Below are 22,706 nucleotides of genomic sequence, written 5' to 3' on the forward strand. Positions count from 1 at the left end.
ATTGTCCATGATAACTCCTTATAATTTGGGATTTGGACAGGACTACCATTCCCTTATTATAAGGTTTTTTTATGGATATTTGTAGTGAAAACTCCCATTATTCCTAATTTTGGAACAATATATTTTCGCTTGACTTTGAAATATAAAGTTTATGCAACGCTAGTGAGGAAATTATAAAATTTTGCAGCTGTGGATAAACTTACGAAGTTATTTAGCCACGTCCGGCTCCAGCACCCAGCAACTAGGCGACTTCACGAATCGCCCTACGATAAGTCATCATTGGTTCGAGGTTAAGAGGAAGGCCGACTAAAAACGGGCTTGCCGCTCAGGCGTCGGCATACTCCTGTTGCAGGAGCATGATTCCTAAAACTTTAGTTGCTTCGATCCAGTCGCTACGTTGCTAAACGGGCGCTCTGCGCCTTTGTTCTGGTATAGGACACTATAAAATAGGTGATTAAGGATAACGAAAAAACCGAATAGTCACGTCCGGCACATGAGACCAGCGACGATGCGACTTTACGAAATCTCCTACGATAAGGCCTCATCGGTTCGCCTGTAAGAGGAAAGCCGACTAAAAACGAGCTTGCCGCCCAGACGTCGTCATACCCTTGTTTTTAGTGGCATGATTGCTTTATTTCGTAAAAAGGCATTACAGACTCTCATGGTCTAAGAATGAGATGTGAGCGGAACAAGTCCAAGTGGGAGCTAACAGCACCTAAATCCCCGATTCGTTCAAAGGCCTTTAGGTCATACCTTTGTAATACTAACCATCAGCGGGGATGAAGAAAACCCCGCTGATGGGAAGTGTTCCCTTTATCTTTCGTTGATTCGTTCCATTCGCTACGGTGTTAATCGGGCGCCCCCGACCCTTTGTTCTTGTCTTCAAATTCATGGAATGAAATGTGGCCATATAAGTAGCGCAGTAAATTTATCTCAATCACATACTGGGTACGTGGGCATATGCTACAAAGAGGTGATAACATGAGTCATTATGAAAATGGATATGTCCAACAATTAATCCACTGGGGAGATGAGGTTAGAAATAAGCTGGTGGAAGAGAGAGGAGTAAACCAAGAACAAGTAATCGAGCAACTGGAAAATTGGCAGCATAGGTTGAGAAATATACTTCATTCTAATCAACCTATTGCATATGAACAGCTGATGGAACTGCGAAATCAAGGCGAACAGTTCTTAGATGAATGGAGTCAAAATCGTAGCTCAAAGCAACCAATCGCTTACGGTAAGCGAAAGCTACCGCCCTTACCTTATGCGTATAATGCTTTAGAGCCTTATATAAGTGAAGAAATTATGCGTTTACATCATAACAAGCACCATCAATCATACGTAGATGGATTAAACAAAGCGGAGAAAGCATTATACGGTAAGAATACAGATGATAAATATGTAAAGTATTGGTTACGTGAACAAGCTTTCCATGGATCGGGTCATCAGTTACACACTATTTTTTGGTTTAATATGACACCCCGTTCAAGTAAACAGCCTCACGGAGAATTACGAACTAAAATGGAGCATGACTTTGGATCGTGGCAACGCTTTAAGACATTATTTACCAATACCGCTAATTCAGTTGAAGGGGATGGTTGGGCTGTCCTCTATTGGAATCCAAGAAGCGGTATGTTGGGTGTTCAGTCTTTTGAAAAACACCAGCTATTTCAAATAGCAGATATTACCCCATTACTTGTACTGGACGTGTGGGAGCACGCTTATTATTTGCAGTATAAAACAGATAAAAAAGCCTATATCGATAATTGGTGGAATGTAGTTAATTGGAAAGATATAAATGATCGCTACAAGCGTGCATCTCAGCTGCGATGGGACGGATATTAACGAACATGAAAACAGAAGGATTTCTCTAGGGGAAGGACAGCTGCAACGATTCTGTCCTATTTTCCTATGCCTTTCTAAATTGAATTCAGATGAAGAAATAAACCGAAAAAACGGGAACCAACTTCGTTTTTTGATAGCACGTAGGTAAGGCTATGCCTCATAAGCGTTCATGTTATGTGTGCAAATTGTTTTTAGCATAACTTTTTAGGACATGCATAGATTGTAAAGAGACCACGATTGGGAGGAACCAGGGTTATGCGATCTGTATTAGTTGCCATTTGTACAACAATCCTGTTAATGATTTTTTTTCCGATTAAAGGACAAGCCGCTCCTCAAGTATCTGCTAATAATGCAGTTCTCATTGAACAAACAACAGGACGTGTGCTATTTGAAAAGCAGGCTTATTCGAAAGCTAACATTGCCAGTATTACTAAAATAATGACTGCTATTATTGCGATTGAATCCGGCAAAATGGCGGAAAAAGCCAAGGCGAGTCGCAAAGCAATCTATACAGAGGGATCATCCATTTATTTAGAAGAAGGGGAGAAAATGAAGTTAGAAGATCTAGTATATGGTTTAATGTTGCGATCAGGAAATGATGCAGCTGTAGCAATAAGTGAACATGTGGGAGGAAGTGAATCAGGATTTGTTTACTTGATGAATGAAAAGGCAAGGTGGCTCGGGATGAACGATACGCACTTTGCTAATCCACACGGACTTGATGAAGCGGATCATTATTCAACCGCATATGACATGGCTCTCCTCATGCGTTACGCTATGGATAATCCTACTTTTCGAGAAATAACTGGTGCTACATCTTATTTAGCAGAGAATCGTACATATTCATGGCAAAATAAAAACAAGCTGTTAACTAAATATTATAACCATAGTACTGGAGGAAAGACGGGCTACACTAAAAAAACAGGGAGGACGTTAGTCTCCACAGCCGCAAAAGATAATCTGGAATTAATCGCGGTTACGTTAGATGCTCCTGATGATTGGAGAGATCATATTGCCATGTTTGAATGGGGTTTTGAGCAGTATGAATTAGAAACATTGACGAAGCAAAAAACCATTTCTTATCGACAAGAAGAAAGTAATGAAGTGTATTCAGGATACTTAGAGAAAGAGGTAAAATATCCATTAAGCCAACAGGAAAAGGATGATGTATCCAGCCAATTATTGATTAAAAAGAATTCTACTAAAGAAAAAAGGATTGGAAAAAATGTATTTTATTTAAATGGGAAACCCATTGCGGAAACAAATGTATTAAAAGAACAAAAAAAGTCGGATGATAATAAACCTTTCATGGAGAAAGTTTATCAATTATTTCAGCATATTTCCGGAGTTGATGTTTTATGGTAAATATCATTTGGGTATCGATGGCAGCAATTGGTATCATTTATGCAATGCTCAATGGAACAATGGATCAGGTTAATGAAGCTATTTTCTCTAGTGCAAGTGAGGCAGTTACTTTGTCGATTGGATTGATTAGTGTACTCGTATTTTGGTTGGGCATTATGAAAGTGGCGGAAAAAGCAGGTATTTTAGCTGTTTTAGCAAAACTATTTCGTCCACTTATTGTAAAGCTGTTTCCGGAAATTCCCAAGGATCATCCAGCTATTGGGTATATTCTTTCTAATGTAACGGCAAATATATTTGGTTTGGGAAACGCAGCAACTCCAATGGGGATTAAAGCAATGGAGCAGATGAAACAGTTGAGTGGAAGTGAAACAGCGTCTAGGTCGATGATCACATTTTTAGCTTTAAATACATCGAGCTTAACGATCATCCCTACGACAGTAATCGCAATCCGTATGCAATATCAATCCGCATCACCTACTGAAATCGTTGGTGCAACCATAATGGCGACGCTTATATCAACAATTAGCGCAATTATTATTGATCGGATGTTTTATCATCGAAGTAAATGGGGGGCGTCATAAATGGAACTGGTAACTATAATTAGTGCTTGGCTGGTTCCTTGTTTTATTTTAATTGTGTTAGTCACGGCAACGATAAAAAAAGTCCCGGCATATGAAGTATTTGTAGAAGGAGGTAAAGAGGGAGTGAAAATGGCCTTTTCTTTACTTCCTTTTTTAGTCGGCATGATTGTAGCAATCACGATATTGCGCAGTTCTGGAGCGTTAGAGGCCTTTATTGACTTATTAGGTCCTATTTTGACAACGATTGGGGTTCCGCCTGATATTATCCCGCTTGCTTTAGTAAGACCAATATCCGGTACAGCAGCATTAGGAATGACAACGGAGTTAATCCATACATATGGTCCGGATTCCTTCATCGGAAGGCTTGCGTCTGTCATGCAAGGTAGTACTGACACTACGCTCTATATTTTAACGATATATTTTGGAGCTATTGGAATTAAGAAAATGCGATATGCACTAAAAGTCGGCTTGCTAGCAGATCTAATGGGGATTATTGCTTCAATTGTAATTGTTTCGATTCTATTTTAATAATCCTTTTGACTTTATGAACGTGCAGAAAGTAGTTTCCTCGGATAAGTCCTACACGAAATGTAGGGCGTTTTTTATTGTATAGAAAACTATAAAATGAAGTGCTTTTGGATAACGAAATAACGAATAGCCACGTCCGGCGCACGAGCCCAGCAAGATGCGACTTTAGAAATGCGTCCTCCGATAAGGCATCATCGGTCTGTCACTAAGAGGAAGGCCGACTAAAAACGGGCTTGCCGCTCAGGCGTCGACATACCCCTGTTTTTAGTGGCATGATTCCTAAAACTTTTGTTGATTCGTTCCATTCACTACGTTGCTAAATGAGCGCTCTGCGCCTTTGTTCCTTATAAATCTCTCGTGACTGAACTCACCAGCCTACCGAATCATGCATTGAGTGTCGTTTTCACCCATATAGAATTTTAGTATCGCTCTTCATTCTTGAGGTAGGTTTTTAACGGTACTTTTCATGCGGGATAAATTATAACGCATGTGGGTAATTGATAGTTATCTGTGAAAGTACTAGTTGTTCAACATGTTTATACTTGATAAGATGGGTGGTGATCGTTGGTTAAAAAGGGGAAAGATAAGCATGCGTATACAGAATAAATGCGTAAGATTTGTTATCTATGTCATTTATCCGTATAGTATAATTGATATTCCAATGCAAAACAACAAAGCAAAGTGGCGGTTACATTCTTGTTTTCTGGCTACCGCTTGGGATAGAAGCTTTGCAATATTTTGAACGTATAAAGGTAGTGGTGATAAAATGACAAACACGCATGAGAGACTACAAAAAGTAATTGCCCAAAGTGGCGTGACATCAAGGAGAAAAGCAGAGCAACTCATTTTAGATGGGAAAGTGAAAGTAAACCATAAAGTTGTTACAACCCTAGGCACCAAAGTCAAACCTAATGATACTATTGAAGTAGACGGCGTTCCGCTGGAAAAAGAAGTACCTGTTTACTATTTGTTGTACAAGCCACGTGGTGTTATTACTAGCTTAAAAGATGATAAAGGAAGAAAAGTAATTACTGATCTGCTCGGCGAAATAGAAGAACGCGTCTTCCCAGTTGGAAGATTGGACTATGATACATCAGGTATAGTCGTTGTAACCAATGATGGAGAATTTGCTAATTTACTTATGCACCCACGTTACCAGGTAGATAAAGAGTATGTTGCTAAAATAAAAGGAATTCCGGAAAAAACAGAGTTAGCACAACTTCGAAAAGGGGTTCGTTCAGAACAGGATATTTTAAAAGCAGTCCATTATCGCATTCTAGAAACGGATAAAAAGAGGAATTATACCATTTTGCAATTAACTTTAAGAGAGGGAAAGAACAGACATGTACGTCGAATGATGGAGACTCTTGGCTACCCGGTTTTGAAATTAAAGCGTGAGAAATACGGCTTACTGACATTAGATGGCTTAAGACCGGGAGAATACCGCCCATTAACTCCAAAGGAAGTAAAACAAATGCGGCATTTAGCAGAGCAAAATTGTTGAATAATAGTCAAAATTTCCATTCTTCCAAAATGATATAATGGCTCTGGGAGTTGATTCATGATGAGTTTAGAGGAAATGAAAAAGAAAAAAAAGAATAAAAAAAGAAATCGCTTTATATTTCGGTCATTCATTTTACTTGTATTGGTTGGGGCAGTTGTATTTGCAGTCGTACAAAACCTACAGGATGATAAAATCATCTATGATGTTGGAGACGATGCTCCTGATTTTCAACTGGAGCAAATCAATAAATACAATGATCGGGAAACGGTTCGTTTAAGTGATTTAGAAGGAAAAGGGGTAATGCTTAATTTCTGGGGCACTTGGTGCAAACCATGTGAAGAAGAAATGCCTTATATGCAAAAATTGTATCCTGAATATAAAGAAAAAGGGGTAGAAATAGTTGCAGTTAGTCTAGACTCTACAGAATTAGTTGTAGACCGTTTCATTGATAAGTATGACTTGACTTTCCCGATCCCTCATGATAAAGATAGCCAGGTAAGAGATTTGTATAAAGTTGGCCCTATTCCAAGTACAGTATTTATCGACCCGCAAGGTAAAATTGTGGAGGTAGTAAATGGGGCATTAAGCCTAGAACGATTAGATGGTTATCTGCAAGAGATAACCCCATAGTAAATGTCTTTTTGTAATGGGAAGGGGTATGAAATGAAAAAAATTAAATGTGAATGCGGTCATGTGAATCCAGAGGGTACCGTACTTTGTGAATCGTGTGGGAAACCAATTGAAGAAAACCAGCATATTGATGGCAATGATAAGAAGAAGCTTTTAAATATGCGATATGACGGTACTGCACGGCGCTCACAAACGTATAATAAGTCGATTGTCGATAAAATTTGGAGCTTTTTCTCCTCTGTTAAAGTAGGTGTCTGGCTCATCGTCATTGCTCTTATAGCTTCTGCTGTTGGATCAATTTTCCCACAGGAACAATACATACCGGCAGATGCAGTTTCCAGAGATCCAGCTATTTTTTATGAAGAGCGTTACGGAATACCAGGGCAAATATTCTATCAATTAGGTTTTCATAACTTATATAGTTCTTGGTGGTATATGATTTTAATTGCTTTAATTGGTATATCACTAGTAATTTGCAGTCTGGATCGCTTCGTTCCCTTATTTCGCGCGTTACGCAAGCAAAAAGCAAAACGACATGCAACCTTTTTGCAAAGACAAAGATTGTTTAGTCAAACAGACCATGTTAGTGAAGAAGATATGGAAACTGTGAAACAAAGATTAAAGAAGCAACGATATAATATAACTGAAGAAGATGGGCATATCCTTGCTGAGAAGGGCAGATTTTCAAGGTGGGGACCATATGTCAATCATATTGGATTAATTATTATTTTGCTTGCAGCCCTTTTAAGACAAACCTCTGTTTTTTACATGGAGGAGTACGTCTGGGTACGTGAAGGAGAAAAACAGGTTATCCCTGGAACGGATCAGCAGTATTACATCGAGAATAAAGATTTTATTTTGGAAAATTATGATCCTGAAGATGAAAAGTTTAAAGACGCTTTAGCGAAGGAAGGGGCGCCGGTAGCTAGCAATTATCAAACAAATGCCGTTATTTATAAAGCAATGGAACCTGAAGTGACTGGTGCCGAACCTGAGTTGAAAAAGGTGGAGGAAGGGAGTATTCGGTTAAACGAACCAATCAAATTTGACAAGTATGTAGTTTACCAGCGGGGTTATCAGCAAAATGAATTTTCCAGTATGTCATTTAAAATTCATGAAACCGATGATGCAGATGAACAATCACTGGGGGAATTTACAGTTGATTTTACTTCACCTAAATCCGAATATGAGTTAGAAAGTGGATTTAAAGTAGAAATTAATAACTATTATCCTGATTATTACTTGGATGATAAGGGGGAACCAGCTTCAGAGACGGACTATCCAAGAAATCCAGCATTTGTGATGATGGTTTACCCACCTGATGGAAGTGAACCAGAAATTAGCTTTTTAGGGATTGGTAAGAATATCGACGCAACTGGCGAAAATAATTATAAAGTTGGGATTACAAACTTTGAGATGCGTGATGTTAGTGGATTGAGTGTGCGTCGGGATTATTCACTGCCATACTTTATTGTCGGCGCTATCATCTTTATGATTGGTGTTATTCAGGGGATGTACTGGCACCATCGCAGAATTTGGATCCGCCCTCAAGATGGTGGGATTTTGTTAGCTGCTCATACGAATAAAAACTGGCATGGTGTTAAACGTGACATTGAAAAAATGATTGATGGAACAAATATTCAGATGGTAACGGATCAACAAGAATTAGATAAATAGATAGTCGTACCATTAATTCTATATCAGGTACAGTAGAACGGCTTCCATTTGCAGGCGTCTGCCAGAAACCAAAAAGGGCGAAGTAGGAGAGAACGGCATCTCCATGCCCATTTTGGGTCTGTAAGTTGTCAGTCGTAAGAGGCGTGGTAACGTGACGTCTTCGATTTTAGCTTAACCAGTGTGGGAGAAAGCACCACCACTGATTGGAGTTTCAGTTCATTAGGAGGGGTTTCATGAATAACTTAATTGAATTAAGTAGTATGTTTTTATATGCTGCATTTTTACTTTACTTAGTTGCAACTTTATTTTTTTCGTTTACAATTGGAAGTAGAAGAAAATCTGATGGAAAAGCTGCTAAAATAGGAATTACGTTAACTATCCTTGGTTTTATTACTCAATTAGGATACTTTTTTACTAGATGGATGGGGAGCGGTCATGCCCCTGTTAGTAATATGTTTGAATATATGGCTTTCCTTGGAATGGCAACGGTGCTAGGATTTATTATCTTGTATTTTATTTATAAGGTGACGATATTAGGCCTTTTTGCATTACCGATTGCCTTAATTATTATTGCGTATGCCAGTATGTTTCCAACGGAGGTAGCTCCTTTAGTTCCATCACTGCAGAGTCACTGGTTATACATCCATGTTACTACCGTATCATTATCACAAGGAATTTTAACTATTAGCTTTGTGGCAGGATTAATTTATTTGATTCGTCAAATTGATCAAACAAAAACGACCAAACGAACTACTTGGTTGGAGATCACATTGTATGCATTAATTCTCTTTGTCGGATTTATTTTGGCAACAACACTATTTAATGTGATGAATTATCAAGCCGTGTTTGAGTATCCTAATAATACCGGAAATGGAACCGTAGAAACAAAATATCATATGCCGCCAATTGCTGCACCAACGGACGGTACGTTATTAACAGATGATGTTATGCAACCATGGTTTGAAATACCTGAATGGATGCATGGTACAGATGCAGGGCGAAAATTTAATACATTACTATGGTCGATCATTTTTGGAACAGGTCTTTATCTTCTATTAAGACTAGTATTTCGAAAAAGACTTGGTGCTACGATTCAACCATTGCTTCAGAAAACAAGGCCAGATTTGCTGGATGAAATTATGTATCGCTCTGTAGCGATCGGTTTTCCTTTATTTACGTTAGGTGGGCTCATTTTTGCCTCTATTTGGGCAGAAGAAGCTTGGGGAAGATTTTGGGGCTGGGACCCGAAAGAAGTATGGGCTTTGATTACATGGTTTTTCTATGCAGCCTTTTTGCATTTACGCCTTTCGAGAGGGTGGCACGGAGAAAAATCTGCTTGGCTTGCTACAATCGGTTTTGCGATAATCATGTTTAATTTAATTGTGGTAAACCTTGTATTGGCAGGTTTACACTCATATGCTTAGTCTTTGGAAAATCGCAAGGCATCATTATTGTTTATAGTGGTGTCTTTTATTTTATCCCGTATACAAAGGTGCTATAAGCCCCCCGCTTCAAGAGTTGGATAATCTTTACAGCAGCAAGTCTAAGTGGGAAATGCCAGCACCTAAATGCCTTATTTCGTATGTGGCCTTTAGGTCATATCATTACGTTACGAATATCCGAGGGGAATGAATGCCCCACTAATTGAAAATTCAATTTATGCGGGTAAAAGAAAGTTTTTTAACGGAGTGTGACGTCTATGCTAGACAAATCGTAAATGGTCTATCCTTTCAATATCCAAGTTTTCTTTATACATTTTATACAACTTAGTTTATACTCTTAATAGGCAGGATAGGTTACAAGGGGGAACGAATATGGACAAAGAGTCAAAAGTATTAGTAGTGGACGATGAAGAAAGAATTCGCAGACTAATACGTATGTATATGGAACGAGATGGTTTTCTCGTTGAAGAAGCTGAAAATGGAAGAGAAGCATTAACACTTGCTTTGGAAAATCACTACGATGTGATTCTACTGGACATCATGATGCCGGAGATGGACGGTGTGGAGGTATGCCAAGAACTACGAAAAGAAAAAGATACGCCAGTTATTATGCTAACAGCGAAAGGCGAAGAAGCTAACCGTGTACAAGGCTTTGAAATCGGAGCCGATGATTATATTGTGAAGCCTTTTAGCCCTCGAGAGGTTGTTTTGCGTGTAAAGGCTTTACTTCGTCGCGTATCCAGTGCTACATTTCAGGAAACAGATACGACGGCGAAAAATGTGTTGGTTTTTCCTCACTTAACCATTGATCATGACGCACATCGTGTAACTGCTGATGGGGCAGAAGTGAGCTTAACACCAAAAGAATATGAGTTATTATGCTTTTTAGCTAAGTCTCCGGATAAAGTTTTTAATCGTGAGCATTTATTAAAAGAAGTATGGCAATACGAATTTTTTGGAGATTTACGGACAGTTGACACCCATGTTAAAAGACTTCGTGAAAAATTGAACCAAGTATCTCAGGAAGCAGCACAAATGATTGTGACAGTATGGGGTGTTGGTTATAAGTTTGAGGTGGATGAAGACTGATGTTTTGGCGAAGTGTAGTAGGTAAACTAGCAATAACCATTCTATTGCTAGTTTCTTTCGTATTATTTATTTTAACTATTTTGCTTTTACAGTTTTTTGAAGATTTCCATATTCAGGAAGCAGAGCAAGATATGTTACAAACTGCTGAAAAAGTATCGATGCTCGTTAATACACATGCTGATGCACATGACGAAAAAAAACTAATCGAAGAAACAACGGAGAGCGTAAAAGATCCATCTAGTCGAGTAGCGATTGTTTCTGGCAATGGCGACGTATGGGTTTCTGACAGTGAAGATGAGCAATTATCTAAGTTGAAAATAGATTGGTTGGAGCAAGAGGGGCTTTCATCTGTGCTCACTAATAATGTTCAAGTTCAAAAACAAATGAGGTTACCAGACAGTGAACGAGAAGCGATGATTGTTGGAGTGCCAATGAAGCACCAAGATGGAGCTATTTATGTCTACCAATCATTAAATGTTATTGATAAAACGAAAGCAGAAACAACTAAAATTATTTTTCTAGCAGCTGGAATTGCGATTGTGTTAACAACTATTTTTGCTTTTTTCTTGTCCACGAGGATTACCTCTCCGCTTATTAAAATGAGAGAGGCTGCTTTCGATTTGGCCAGAGGTGAATTTAACACAAAAGTTCCTATTTTAACGCATGATGAAATAGGAGAGTTAGCGCTAGCCTTTAATCGTATGGGCAGACAGTTAAAGTTCCATTTAAATGCACTAAGGCAAGAAAAGGAACAGCTATCCAGTATTGTCAGTTCTATGGCGGATGGGGTTATTACATTAAACCGTTCAGGTGATATGATTGTAACGAATGCTCCAGCAGATCGCTTTATTGAAGACTGGTATTATGAAAATAATCTTCCTTATCGTGCAGAGGAAAGACAATTGCCATATGAATTAAAAACAATTTTACAAGAAGTCATCGATGGGGAAACAGAAGCCATGCACGAACTTAGTTTACAAGGAAGAAATTGGGTTATGGTTATGACTCCTTTATACGACCAATCCTACGTTCGAGGTGCTGTCGCTGTAATAAGAGATATGACCGAAGAAAGACGAATGGACAAGTTACGGGAAGATTTTATTGCCAATGTTTCTCATGAGTTGCGCACGCCGATTTCCATGCTTCAAGGTTATAGTGAAGCAATTGTCGATGATATTGCAGAATCAAAAGCAGAAAAAAATGAATTAGCACAAATCATTCATGACGAATCACTGCGAATGGGTCGATTAGTTAATGAACTGTTGGACTTAGCACGGATGGAAGCTGGTCATATTCATTTGCGTAGAGAACAAGTCAAGGTTGGACCTTATGTGGAAAGAATTCATAAGAAATTTCAAGGGCTTGTCAACGATAATAATATCTCTTTACATCTAGATAAAACCATTTTAGAACCTACAGCGAGATTCGACCCAGACCGCATCGAGCAAGTCTTTACGAATTTGATCGATAATGCGATTCGACACACGAGTAAAGATGGTTATGTAAATATTAAAGTAACGAATGATAACGAAGCATTTTATGTAGAAATTCAAGATAGCGGAAGTGGTATTCCAGAAGAAGACCTACCATTTGTATTTGAGCGTTTTTATAAAGCTGATAAATCAAGAACGAGAGATAAGCAGAAAAAAGGGACTGGTTTGGGTTTGGCTATCGCCAAGAATATTATTGATGCCCACCAAGGGACGATCAATGTCAATAGTAAGCTCAATCAGGGGACAGCCTTTTACTTTCGCATACCGAAACAATGGGAAGAAAAGTAGGAGGCAATTGTAATTTAATCTTTAGTTTTTTCAATAAGTTAAGAAAGTATAAAATTAGTGGGTGATGTATAACAAAATAACCGAATAAGCCACTTCCGGCTTATGATCCCAGCAACGATGCGACTTCACGAATCGCCCTCCGATAAGTCATCATTGGTTGTAGCTAAGAGGAAGGCCGACTACATACGGGATTGCCACTCAGGCGTCGGCATCCCCCTGTTTTTAGTGGCATGATTTCTAAAACTTTAGTTGCTTCGTTCCATTCGCTACGTTGCTAACCGGGCGTCCCGATCCTTTGTTCATATTTGAGAACAGCAGGGATCGTAAAATCCCCCCTTAAATGTGTTTTGTTTTTATGATATGATAAAGTGAAATCGCTTGAGGGAATTTTCAACTTACTCAGATACTATTTAAGGCATTTGAAGTATTACAGGATATTACCCAAGAGATAGAAAACGTAATAAATGAAATCAGAAAGGATGGATAATATGAAACAATGGTTATTTCGCTTCGGGGCATTTTTCATTGCCATTGCGCTATTAACAGGCTGCGGAAACGATGAGGCTGGCAATCCGGATACAAAAACCAATCAATCTTCTGAAAAGCGAGAAGTACAAAAAGAACAAGCCGAAGAAACAGTATTGATCACAATATCGAAGGACGATGGTGCCGAATATTTACATGAAAAGGAAATCCCAATTGAAGAAGGCGCTATTTTAATGAATGTAATGGAAGAAAATTTTTACATTGAAACAGAACAAAATGGGGAATTTATTACTTCTATCGAACGCTTATCTGCAAAAGATGGAGAGAAAAAAGGCTGGATTTATACGGTGAATGGCGAGATGCCAAATGTTGGTGCTGCCGAATATAAATTAAAGCCGGGTGACAAAGTAGTTTTTGATTTCCAGGCTTGGGAATGACATTGTGAATGCATACGTATAAACTGACACTAATTGCGATACTAGCTACACTTGCCGTTATAGGAAGATATTGGTTTGCATTTCTTCCTAATGTGCAGCCAGTTACAGCAATCATCATTATTGCTGGTGTGATATTAGGTCCAGTTAGTGCATTATTATTAACGGTAATTGTCGTTCTTGTTTCTAATTTGTTGCTTGGAATGGGGATTTGGACTATATGGCAGATGATTTCATGGGGAGCCATTGGAGTAATTAGTGGTTGGATAGGGAAATTCTTTCCACGTACGCCATTTCTGTTTTTGGTTATATTTTCTATTTTTACGGGTTATTTTTATGGGTTTATCATTTCATTAACGACTTACCAAATAACCGGTTCCTTTTGGCCTTATTACTTAAGCGGTTTACCATTTGATACGTATCATGCGACCGGTAATGCAGTGTTTATGCTTATGTTTTACCCGCTAATTACATATTTAATAAAGAAATATGCTTCATACCGTTTTCCTATTAATAATAACGACTGATAAACTTACAGCTTGCAGAGATTCCTAGCGATTTTCTACAAGCTTTTTTTGTTAGCTACAGCCCATTAAGGTCATTCAGCAAGGAATATGCTGCATTGAAGCGAGCAACATTTAAGTAAAGCTAGCCAATTAACTAAATAGCTTGTTTGCATCTATGTAAAAAGCTCCAAAGATTTTGCAATTATGTTTCACTGATGGTCAATTAAACACGTGAAAAATACACTACTTCAATCAATACGTTTTTCCGAACTAGTGCAATGGAGAAATACATTCCAAGTGATTTTATTTCTAGAATTGATTTTTAATGGCAACTAAAAGTTATGAATACCAGGCTGTACGCATCCAAAATACAGGAGTGGAGGAGATAGGGCGGTATGATTTTAGCAAATCCGCTGGTTGTGTCAAAGGGCTGTCAAACCTGTAGCAGTCGAATAAATTAATCTTTTGTTTGAACTCTAACTTTTAAATAAAGCCTCTAAGGAATTCTGAGGAAATTATTTATCGTTTTAGGTCAAATCAGCTTTTAATATACCTTTAATCCTGTTTCTAGATGCATTTAGCATGGAGTTTATTTAACATTCTTTGACTGATGAAACGGGAGTTTGGAAATTTGGACAGAACCGGTTGGACATTCTTCATAAGCAGCTAGCATTGCATCGACGGATGCATCTTTAATGGGTGTAATGCCTTGATTATGATCTTTAACAAAAAAAGCAATACATTCATCGTCATAATCATATAGGTCCGGGGCTGCAATACCACAAGCTCCACAAGCAATACATGTCTCTCTATCAATTTTTGTATAATAACACATTTACAGAACTCCTTTGTAGTATGCGGCTGTAGTTATTTCATCAAGCAATGTGCGGATATCAGTCGATTTAGTAACGTATCTACTGACAGTTGTACATCTTTTAGTTTATACTTGAGAAAATGAAAATTCAATGCTGTAATAGTTGGTAAATGCTATAATATAGTAAACTTTATTTTTATAGAGGTTTTTGGCATGCCTGTTGGAAACAATATTTCCTGAGAGATTTTTCGTATATGCTACGAATCGCGAAGTAAAACGCTTCGATATTTTTTAATAGGCAGACAGTATGATTTGCAGTGAATGGGGATGAGAGGGATTGATTTTAGAAGGAGTTATCTTAAGCTGTATTCATAGGTTACAAGGCGAAAGGTCGATTTCAGCTACCTATCATGTTATATCAGGTAGGAAATCGATTCAAACGGTACAGGATATCCATATGTATAACTTAAAACAATTTTATTCTATTTGTCCCAAGCTTTCAAAACCTTATTTTCATCAAGTAAGTAATGCCTTAAAAAAAGACCAATTGATCCAAGTAGCAGATTCTAAAGAAGAATCTTACCTGATAACACCTGATGGCATGAAGTGGTTAGACGACTACAAGACAGAATTACCTCTTTCCTATTTCTTTGGTTTACAATATGGGAATAGCAGTATTGTGTTTTGGGAGCGATTAAAATTACTTATCCAAACAGTTACAAATGTACATAGGAATAAATTCCAATTCATTCCCGTAGTTGAAAATCAAGCAATCGAAAATTGGGTAAAGAAAGCTTACCAGCGAATAAAAAGGGATACCTCCGATTTTTTAATTCAATTGCATGCTGAATTACAACGATTATTACAAACGTTTCCTGCTCTAATGGCAGAAATTTTTGTCGATCGCTTAACAAGCTATGACAATTATGGGAATAGTATCCATCAATTGGCAAATAGTTATTTTCTTTCAATGATTGATGTTGAGCTAACGATAACGGCTTGCTTGCACAGCATGATCGATATAATAAATCATAATAAGCATACCTACCCGATTTTAAATGCAATAATACCAGAAGCCGAAATCCCCTATGTAACTGCATCTGCATTAACAACGTACCAATTGTTGCGTGACGGCTTTACTATAGAAGCAATTGCTGACTATAGAAAGCTAAGAATGAATACAATTTACGACCATTTGGTTGAAATTGCATTGTATGATTCACAATTTCCAATTGATGCATATGTGCCCCGGTCAGATCAAAAGATTATTATCCATGCTTTTAACGAAGTGAATACTTATAAGCTCAAGCTAATAAAAGAAATAGTACCAGAGCATATTTCCTATTTTCATATTCGCCTAGTTTTAACGATGTTAACAAATACGCAGAAAGTAGGCGGTTAATATGCAACAACATGTTGACTATTTAAAACAGAAATTAACTGATTACTTTGGTTATGACTCTTTTCGTCAAGGGCAACTAGAAATCATTGATGATATTTTAACAGGGAAAAATGTCTTAGGTGTACTGCCAACTGGATCTGGGAAGTCTGTGTGCTATCAATTACCAGCGATGTTACTAGATGGAATAACCATTGTTGTATCACCGCTTATTTCTTTAATGATAGATCAAGTGAAGCAATTAAAAGCAAAGCGTTGGAAGCGAGTAGCAGCAATTAACAGTTTTATGGATCGAAAAGAACGGGAACAGGTGCTGCAATCGTTACATACATATCAATTAATATATGTTTCTCCTGAATTAATGCAACAGGAAATGTTTCAAATTAGGCTGAAAACACTGCATGTACGCTTATTTGTTATTGATGAAGCGCACTGTATTTCTCAATGGGGTCATGAATTCAGACCTGACTATATGCGTCTAAAGCAAATTATTGCCCATTGTAATTATCCGCCAATATTAGCTCTTAGTGCCACAGCGACCCCTAAAGTACAAACGGATATTATTGATTCATTAGGAGGATTACCGTTTACAAAACATATTTATCCAATTGATCGGACAAATATGGCGTTTTGTATTCAAAAAGTAGAAGTAGAACAAGAAAAAGTAACCATCTTAACGGAGATTTTACAAAAATATCGTGTTCCATCATTAATTTATTTTTCCAGTCGTCAAAAGGCGGAGGAAGTTGCTGTAACTTTAGCTAGTAAACTGAATCGGCGGATTGCAGTGTATCATGGTGGCATGGAGCAGCATGATCGCATTTCCATTCAGCAGCAATTTATGAGCGATCAAATAGATGTTGTTTGTTGTACAAGTGCTTTCGGTATGGGAATCAACAAACCAGATATTCGATTGATTATTCATTATCATTTAACCACGCAAATGGAAAGTTATATTCAGGAAGTTGGCAGAGCCGGGAGGGATGGAGCAGCAAGCGTCAGTCTTTTGCTATACTGTAATAAAGATATACAATTGCCAAAATTTATAATTAGTCGTGAACTTCCAGAAAAACATGAACTAGTTACGATATTCCAGCAGCTGAAGTTATGGTATGACCAAAAGAAACGTTTGCCTTTACAAGAAGAGGAAATGACCCAGCAGTTAAACATTTCTGAGATTCAATGGCGCTTTATCCGGTATCATTTAGAAAAGCATGGTATCATCAAGCAAAATCAGATTTATTATCATTCTAAGAAGTGGAAAAAAGTGTATCAGCAGATTGATTCTTATGTTGTAAAAAGAAACAAAATCAAAGAGGCTAAATTGACTCATGTGCTAAACTGGGTCCATCAAACAGATTGTTTAAGGAAACATTTATATAAAGAGTTTCAGCTTTCGTATCATCCTGCTACATTTCAATGCTGCAGTAACTGTGGATTTTCATGGGAAAACTGGAATCCACCGCAAAAACAAACGCCAGATAGTATGAACTATTCTTGGCAGGAAAAGCTAAAACAGAAATTACTTATTGGGGCTATTTATGAAACAGAGTGATTATATTAAAAGAATGGATATGCAAGAGTTACGGAAGCAAATGTTTATTTCTCAGTTTTTTCTCATGGTTCTAACCTTTGTTGGGAGCTTCTTGTTGTTTGATTCCTTTCTTGATCAGTGGCAGCAATTGTTTCATTGGAATTCCCAGGACATCATTTTTTATGGGATATTGCCAGGGCTTATTATTGTTACTATTAATTTGCTTCTAACCTACACTTTACCAGCTACATATTATGACGATGATGGAATAAATGAAAAGTTGTTTTCTAACCAGCCCATTTGGTTTATCATTTCCATTTCGTTTTTAGTTGCTGTAGCTGAGGAAATGTTGTTTCGGGGCGTTATTCAATCTACTTTCGGATATTGGGTGGCGAGTATACTATTTGCACTTATTCACTTTCGCTATTTAAAAAAGCCGCTATTACTTGTTTCCATATTGTTGGTTAGTTTTTACTTAGGTTACCTTTTTCATATAACCAATAATTTAGCTGTAACTATTACTGCACATTTTGTCGTCGATGCTTTATTAGGTTTTTTCATCCGCTTTAAAAGAGAGGTGTGGGTACGATGAATAAGGATAATCAGTTAAACGATCAAGCAACACAGTTGCGACAAATGGTACAGGGAGTAAGTGAAACTGAAACCAGTATCGATGAACAAGAGCGTGACGATAAAGAATTGGAGACAGATACGGATATTTTAAATTTACCACCACGAAAAGAAGTTCATCGTCGCAAAAAGCAATCGACTCGATTAAAAATAGGTCATCCTTTGCAGAGATTACTGTTTATCATACTCCTTCTCGTGGTAATCATCGTCGGAGCTTATTTTTTCATTGGCGAGGAGTTGCTATCAGGCACCTTATTTTAGTTTTATCTATACAGAAAACGTTCTGTTAAATATCCGTAAAAAACTAAAACTCCTGCGGCGTCTGCCTAGCAGCGCTAAAATAGAGGAGAATTTGCAGATTACAGATAAACCGCTAGGGCGGAGTAATCTTTTTCTGAGAAAAGGCTAGATTGGTTTGGAGTTTGTATGGACTCCTCCACCTTCTTTACTTATCTGTTGGAACGAATTATCGTTACATCCTTGCCTTAAGTTGCAAGCCTTATTTAAGTAGGAAATCTAGGCGCTTTAGATGCGGATAAATGTAGATGAAACATGTTCAACAATAACTTCTGCAGCATATAGTATAAAAAGAGTAGAAAAAAGCTTGTAGATAAAGTTTGGGCTTCTGCTTATCCGAAATTAAGACGCCGTAAACTCCCTATTTCAAGAATCAAGGGAGCTCTACTAAAAGCTTAAGTGGGGGATGCGGTCTAAATTCCTGATTCTTTCAGGGGGCTTTAGGTCATATCCGTGTGATACTAATAATCAATGGGGGTTGGAAAATACTCCACTTATTGAAGGGTCACTTTATGCATGTTAAAGGAGGTTACAGTGATGCGAATTGAAAGAGTGTCTAACAACCAGTTTACGATTTTTTTGACATTTGATGACTTAATTGAACGAGGTTTTACAAAGGATGACTTATGGTATGATGGGTCAGGTGTCCGAAAACTATTTAGTGATATGATGTATGAAGCTAGTTCGGAATTGGGCTTTGAGCTGGAAGGGGCACTGCTTGTACAAGTTCATTTGATGCAAGCCCAAGGGATGCATATTATTGTAACGCAGAAGTGTGAAGATGTAGATTTTGATGATGATTTTGTTGAAATGAAGGTCACACTGGACGAAAATAAAAAGTTGCTATTTTCTTTTTATGATGTTGAAGCAATTATTGGTGTGGCACCATATTTAGATTCCATGAATATTACGGGTGGGAAAATATATTATATGGACCCTTATTATTATATGTTATTAAGTGATACGGAGTTGAATGGTGCCAATCGGGAGGATATTATCGCAATTTTGTCTGAGTATGCTAACCCAAGCATTGTTACTACTTACCGTTTACAAGAGTATGGAAAGTTGCTTTTCTCTTCAGATGCAGTAAAACAAATTCAAGCGTTATTTCACACCTAGTAATCGAATAAAGATACAATTTCACCTTTTTAATCACGGCGTACTTACTAACAAGTGCAAGATTTTATGTCTTAAAGAGCATATTGACTAGCACCATATAACATAAAATGTTACGATAACTATTGGAACAAATCGCTGTTTTCAGACAAATGCTTATACCTTTTCAATCATTACTATTCTAACAAGTAGAAAATACGAGTAATTTTATTGCATATTTACAGTGAAAGTGTATACTAATGTCTGAGTACAGCTATTAGCGTATGTTCAATAAAGTGGAAAAAGAACCCAATACCTATATAGTAAGGGTTATGATAAAAACGCAGATGGTAGAAAAGACGTATCAAATCCGTCATTTCTAGAAATGGCCATCGCCTTTTTCCTAAGCTTTGAACATCCTCTGTCCATAAATTATTTATAGATATTCTAGGAGGTAAATTCATGGTAGCCGATAACGCAGCAGATTCTACCAAAGAAGTAAATGAAAAAATGGATGTATTAAGTTCAACACGAGCTGTTGTTAAAACTGCATTGGAGAAACTGGGTTACCCTGAGGAAGTCTTTGAATTATTCAAAGATCCAGTTCGAATGATGACAGTTCGTATTCCAGTTCGGATGGACGATGGTTCCATTAAAGTATTTACTGGATATCGTGCCCAGCATAATGATGCAGTTGGACCAACTAAAGGTGGCGTAAGGTTTCATCCAGACGTCACTGAAAAAGAAGTGAAAGCATTATCTATTTGGATGAGCTTGAAAGCAGGCATTGTTAACTTGCCATATGGCGGCGGAAAAGGTGGTATTATATGTGATCCTCGTGAAATGTCGTTCCGTGAGCTAGAAGGGCTTAGTAGAGGATATGTACGAGCGATCAGCCAAATTGTTGGGCCGACAAAAGACATACCAGCACCAGATGTGTTTACAAATTCGCAAATTATGGCTTGGATGATGGACGAATATAGTCGTATTGATGAATTTAATAGTCCTGGCTTCATCACTGGAAAACCAATTGTACTTGGTGGATCACATGGAAGGGAATCTGCAACTGCGAAAGGTGTCACAATTTGTATTAATGAGGCTGCGAAAAAGAGAGGTCTTGATGTAAAAGGAGCAAAAGTCATCGTCCAAGGGTTTGGGAATGCCGGAAGCTTCCTGTCTAAATTTTTGCACGATGCAGGTGCTAAAGTAGTGGGTATATCAGATGCTTACGGTGCGCTTTACGATTCAGATGGACTAGATATTGATTATTTATTAGATCGTAGGGACAGCTTTGGAACCGTAACCAAACTGTTCAACAACACCATTACAAACCAAGAGTTATTGGAAATGGACTGTGATATTCTCGTGCCAGCAGCTGTTGAAAATCAAATTACGGAAGAGAATGCGCATAATATTAAAGCAACCATTGTAGTTGAAGCTGCAAACGGACCAACAACGATGGAAGGTACAAAGATTTTAACCGAACGTGGTATATTATTAGTTCCAGACGTCTTAGCTTCTGCCGGGGGCGTTACTGTATCCTATTTTGAATGGGTACAAAATAATCAAGGTTATTATTGGTCGGAAGAGGAAATAGATGAGAAACTCCATGAAACGATGATTAAAGCCTTTAACTCGATTTATAATACAGCTGAAACAAGACGTGTTGATATGCGTTTGGCTGCTTATATGATCGGTGTTCGTAAAATGGCTGAAGCTTCCAGATTCCGTGGCTGGGTTTAAAGCGAGATTACAAGCGTGATAAATGACGAAAAAACTCTTATCTTGTATAGTTAGATAAGAGTTTTTTCTCTATACGTTGTGGAGACGAGCAAAAAATGTTTGCTTCAAAGTGGGCAGAGTGCTTCAAAAATCAGTAACCATTCTCATCTCGTTTCCAATCCATTTCTAACATTGAAATGAAAGAAGAGAAGAATACATACACATGGTTTAATTATGTATTAGCTGAAGATGCATTCGCTTTGACCTAAATTATTTATCAACAGGAGAAAATTGATGAAGAACTTTTGAGTAGAAAGAAGGGTAATATGTATGCAACAAGAAAAAGTAATTGTCGTTGGTGGAGGACCTTGTGGAATGTCTGCTGCTATCGAATTGCAAAATGTAGGGATACAACCGTTAATTATTGAAAAAGGGAATATCGTAGATGCGATTTATCATTATCCAACCCACCAAACTTTTTTTAGTTCCAGTGAAAAGTTAGAAATTGGAGATGTCGCTTTTATTACAGAAAAACATAAACCAGTACGGAATCAGGCGCTTTCCTATTACCGTGCTGTAGCTGAACGTAAGCAATTGCGAATTCGTACATTTGAACAAGTGATAAAGGTGGAAAAAATGGGTGATGAATTTCGTGTCGTTACGACGAAACAAGAATACGTTGCACAACAAGTCGTAATAGCTACAGGATATTATGGCCATCCAAATATGATGGATATACCTGGTGAAGAGCTGGAGAAAGTATCGCATTACTTTAAGGAAGGTCATCCATATTTTCGTACAAATGTCGCAGTTATTGGCGGAAAAAATTCAGCTGTGGATGCAGCAATGGAACTACACAAAGCTGGTGCTAACGTTACAGTGCTTTACCGAGGTAGTAAGTATTCTGAAAGTATTAAGCCATGGATATTACCAGAATTTGATTCACTTGTACGAAAAGAAAAAGTTAAAATGATCTTTCATGCTGATGTGTGTGAAATTACAAATGATGCATTAATTTATAAAATTGGTCAGAAAAAACACAAGTTACCAAATGACTATGTATTTGCAATGACGGGTTACCATCCTGATTTTTCATTGTTAACATCTATTGGAATAAAAGTGAATCCAGCAACAGGAGAACCTAATTACGATGAAACAACGTATGAAACGAATATAGCCGGTATATATATAGCTGGAGTTGTTGCAGCTGGTTTTAATAATAATAAAATTTTTATCGAAAATGGTCGATTTCATGGGGAAGCCATCGCCCGTTCCATTGCAGCAAAAATAAACTAGCATTTGGAAAAACAAAACTTTAGCAATCCATTTCCACGCAAAAAATAA

Annotated in this window: 20 protein-coding genes; 19 read left to right on the forward strand and 1 reads right to left on the reverse strand. The window is 37.6% G+C overall.

Features of this window, described 5'->3' with window-relative positions; genetic code table 11:
- The first annotated feature begins 981 nt into the window (after positions 1–981).
- The 12 genes from D1839_RS13270 (at position 982) to D1839_RS13325 (ending at position 13,892) form a co-directional block, all read left to right on the forward strand.
- Entirely contained in the window at positions 982–1,848 is an 867-nt protein-coding gene (locus D1839_RS13270; RefSeq protein WP_183030241.1) for a superoxide dismutase, read from the forward strand.
- A gap of 255 nt (positions 1,849–2,103) precedes the next feature.
- Positions 2,104–3,213 carry a D-alanyl-D-alanine carboxypeptidase family protein gene (locus tag D1839_RS13275; RefSeq protein ID WP_120380451.1) on the forward strand — a complete coding sequence of 370 codons (1,110 nt, stop codon included), beginning with the start codon at positions 2,104–2,106 and terminating at the stop codon, positions 3,211–3,213.
- The gene (locus D1839_RS13280) at positions 3,207–3,794 is read left to right on the forward strand and encodes a nucleoside recognition domain-containing protein (protein ID WP_120380452.1); all 588 of its coding nucleotides are present in this window, start codon (positions 3,207–3,209) and stop codon (positions 3,792–3,794) included. The genes D1839_RS13275 and D1839_RS13280 overlap by 7 nt, the downstream gene beginning before the upstream one ends.
- Entirely contained in the window at positions 3,795–4,322 is a 528-nt protein-coding gene (locus D1839_RS13285; protein ID WP_120380453.1) for a spore maturation protein, read from the forward strand.
- A 766-nt stretch (positions 4,323–5,088) separates the two neighbouring features.
- Complete coding sequence (locus tag D1839_RS13290; RefSeq protein WP_120380454.1) at positions 5,089–5,826, forward strand: pseudouridine synthase; 738 nt, start codon at positions 5,089–5,091, stop codon at positions 5,824–5,826.
- A gap of 57 nt (positions 5,827–5,883) precedes the next feature.
- Positions 5,884–6,456 (forward strand): thiol-disulfide oxidoreductase ResA, encoded by a 573-nt coding sequence (gene resA / locus D1839_RS13295; protein ID WP_199690163.1) that lies wholly within the window; start codon positions 5,884–5,886, stop codon positions 6,454–6,456.
- Positions 6,457–6,489: 33 nt separating this feature from the next.
- Positions 6,490–8,133, forward strand: coding sequence for a cytochrome c biogenesis protein ResB (locus D1839_RS13300; protein WP_120380455.1), 1,644 nt, complete (start codon positions 6,490–6,492; stop codon positions 8,131–8,133).
- Positions 8,134–8,366: 233 nt separating this feature from the next.
- Entirely contained in the window at positions 8,367–9,557 is a 1,191-nt protein-coding gene (ccsB, locus tag D1839_RS13305; RefSeq protein WP_120380456.1) for a c-type cytochrome biogenesis protein CcsB, read from the forward strand.
- Positions 9,558–9,947: 390 nt separating this feature from the next.
- Positions 9,948–10,664, forward strand: coding sequence for a response regulator transcription factor (locus D1839_RS13310; RefSeq protein ID WP_120380457.1), 717 nt, complete (start codon positions 9,948–9,950; stop codon positions 10,662–10,664).
- Positions 10,664–12,445, forward strand: a complete 1,782-nt coding sequence (locus D1839_RS13315; RefSeq protein ID WP_120380458.1) for an ATP-binding protein — start codon at positions 10,664–10,666, stop codon at positions 12,443–12,445. Before D1839_RS13310 ends, D1839_RS13315 begins: the two co-directional genes overlap by 1 nt.
- Positions 12,446–12,933: 488 nt before the next feature.
- On the forward strand, positions 12,934–13,368 hold the full coding sequence (locus D1839_RS13320; RefSeq protein ID WP_120380459.1) for a DUF4430 domain-containing protein: 435 nt from the start codon (positions 12,934–12,936) through the stop codon (positions 13,366–13,368).
- 8 nt (positions 13,369–13,376) lie between these two features.
- Positions 13,377–13,892, forward strand: a complete 516-nt coding sequence (locus D1839_RS13325; RefSeq protein WP_120380460.1) for an ECF transporter S component — start codon at positions 13,377–13,379, stop codon at positions 13,890–13,892.
- A 568-nt stretch (positions 13,893–14,460) separates the two neighbouring features.
- Here the strand turns inward: D1839_RS13325 and D1839_RS13330 are convergent.
- A complete protein-coding gene (locus D1839_RS13330; RefSeq protein WP_120380461.1) occupies positions 14,461–14,706 on the reverse strand; it encodes a ferredoxin in 246 nt (81 codons plus the stop codon).
- A gap of 316 nt (positions 14,707–15,022) precedes the next feature.
- Between D1839_RS13330 and D1839_RS13335 the strand changes: the two genes are divergently transcribed.
- The 7 genes from D1839_RS13335 to D1839_RS13365 all read left to right on the forward strand — a co-directional run bounded on the left by D1839_RS13335 (position 15,023) and on the right by D1839_RS13365 (position 22,658).
- Positions 15,023–16,087: a helix-turn-helix domain-containing protein gene (locus D1839_RS13335; RefSeq protein WP_120380462.1), complete on the forward strand. Its 1,065-nt coding sequence runs from the start codon at positions 15,023–15,025 to the stop codon at positions 16,085–16,087.
- Position 16,088: 1 nt separating this feature from the next.
- Entirely contained in the window at positions 16,089–17,639 is a 1,551-nt protein-coding gene (locus D1839_RS13340; RefSeq protein ID WP_120380463.1) for a RecQ family ATP-dependent DNA helicase, read from the forward strand.
- Complete coding sequence (locus D1839_RS13345; RefSeq protein WP_120380464.1) at positions 17,626–18,210, forward strand: CPBP family intramembrane glutamic endopeptidase; 585 nt, start codon at positions 17,626–17,628, stop codon at positions 18,208–18,210. The genes D1839_RS13340 and D1839_RS13345 overlap by 14 nt, the downstream gene beginning before the upstream one ends.
- On the forward strand, positions 18,207–18,509 hold the full coding sequence (locus tag D1839_RS13350) for a hypothetical protein (protein ID WP_120380465.1): 303 nt from the start codon (positions 18,207–18,209) through the stop codon (positions 18,507–18,509). The genes D1839_RS13345 and D1839_RS13350 overlap by 4 nt, the downstream gene beginning before the upstream one ends.
- Positions 18,510–19,082: 573 nt before the next feature.
- On the forward strand, positions 19,083–19,664 hold the full coding sequence (locus D1839_RS13355) for a genetic competence negative regulator (RefSeq protein ID WP_120380466.1): 582 nt from the start codon (positions 19,083–19,085) through the stop codon (positions 19,662–19,664).
- A 438-nt stretch (positions 19,665–20,102) separates the two neighbouring features.
- Positions 20,103–21,383 carry a Glu/Leu/Phe/Val family dehydrogenase gene (locus tag D1839_RS13360; RefSeq protein WP_120380467.1) on the forward strand — a complete coding sequence of 427 codons (1,281 nt, stop codon included), beginning with the start codon at positions 20,103–20,105 and terminating at the stop codon, positions 21,381–21,383.
- Positions 21,384–21,692: 309 nt separating this feature from the next.
- Positions 21,693–22,658 (forward strand): YpdA family putative bacillithiol disulfide reductase, encoded by a 966-nt coding sequence (locus D1839_RS13365; protein ID WP_120380468.1) that lies wholly within the window; start codon positions 21,693–21,695, stop codon positions 22,656–22,658.
- Positions 22,659–22,706 lie beyond the last annotated feature (48 nt).

The organism is Roseburia sp. 1XD42-34 (assembly GCF_009917385.1).
Classification (GTDB): domain Bacteria; phylum Bacillota; class Bacilli; order Bacillales; family Amphibacillaceae; genus Virgibacillus.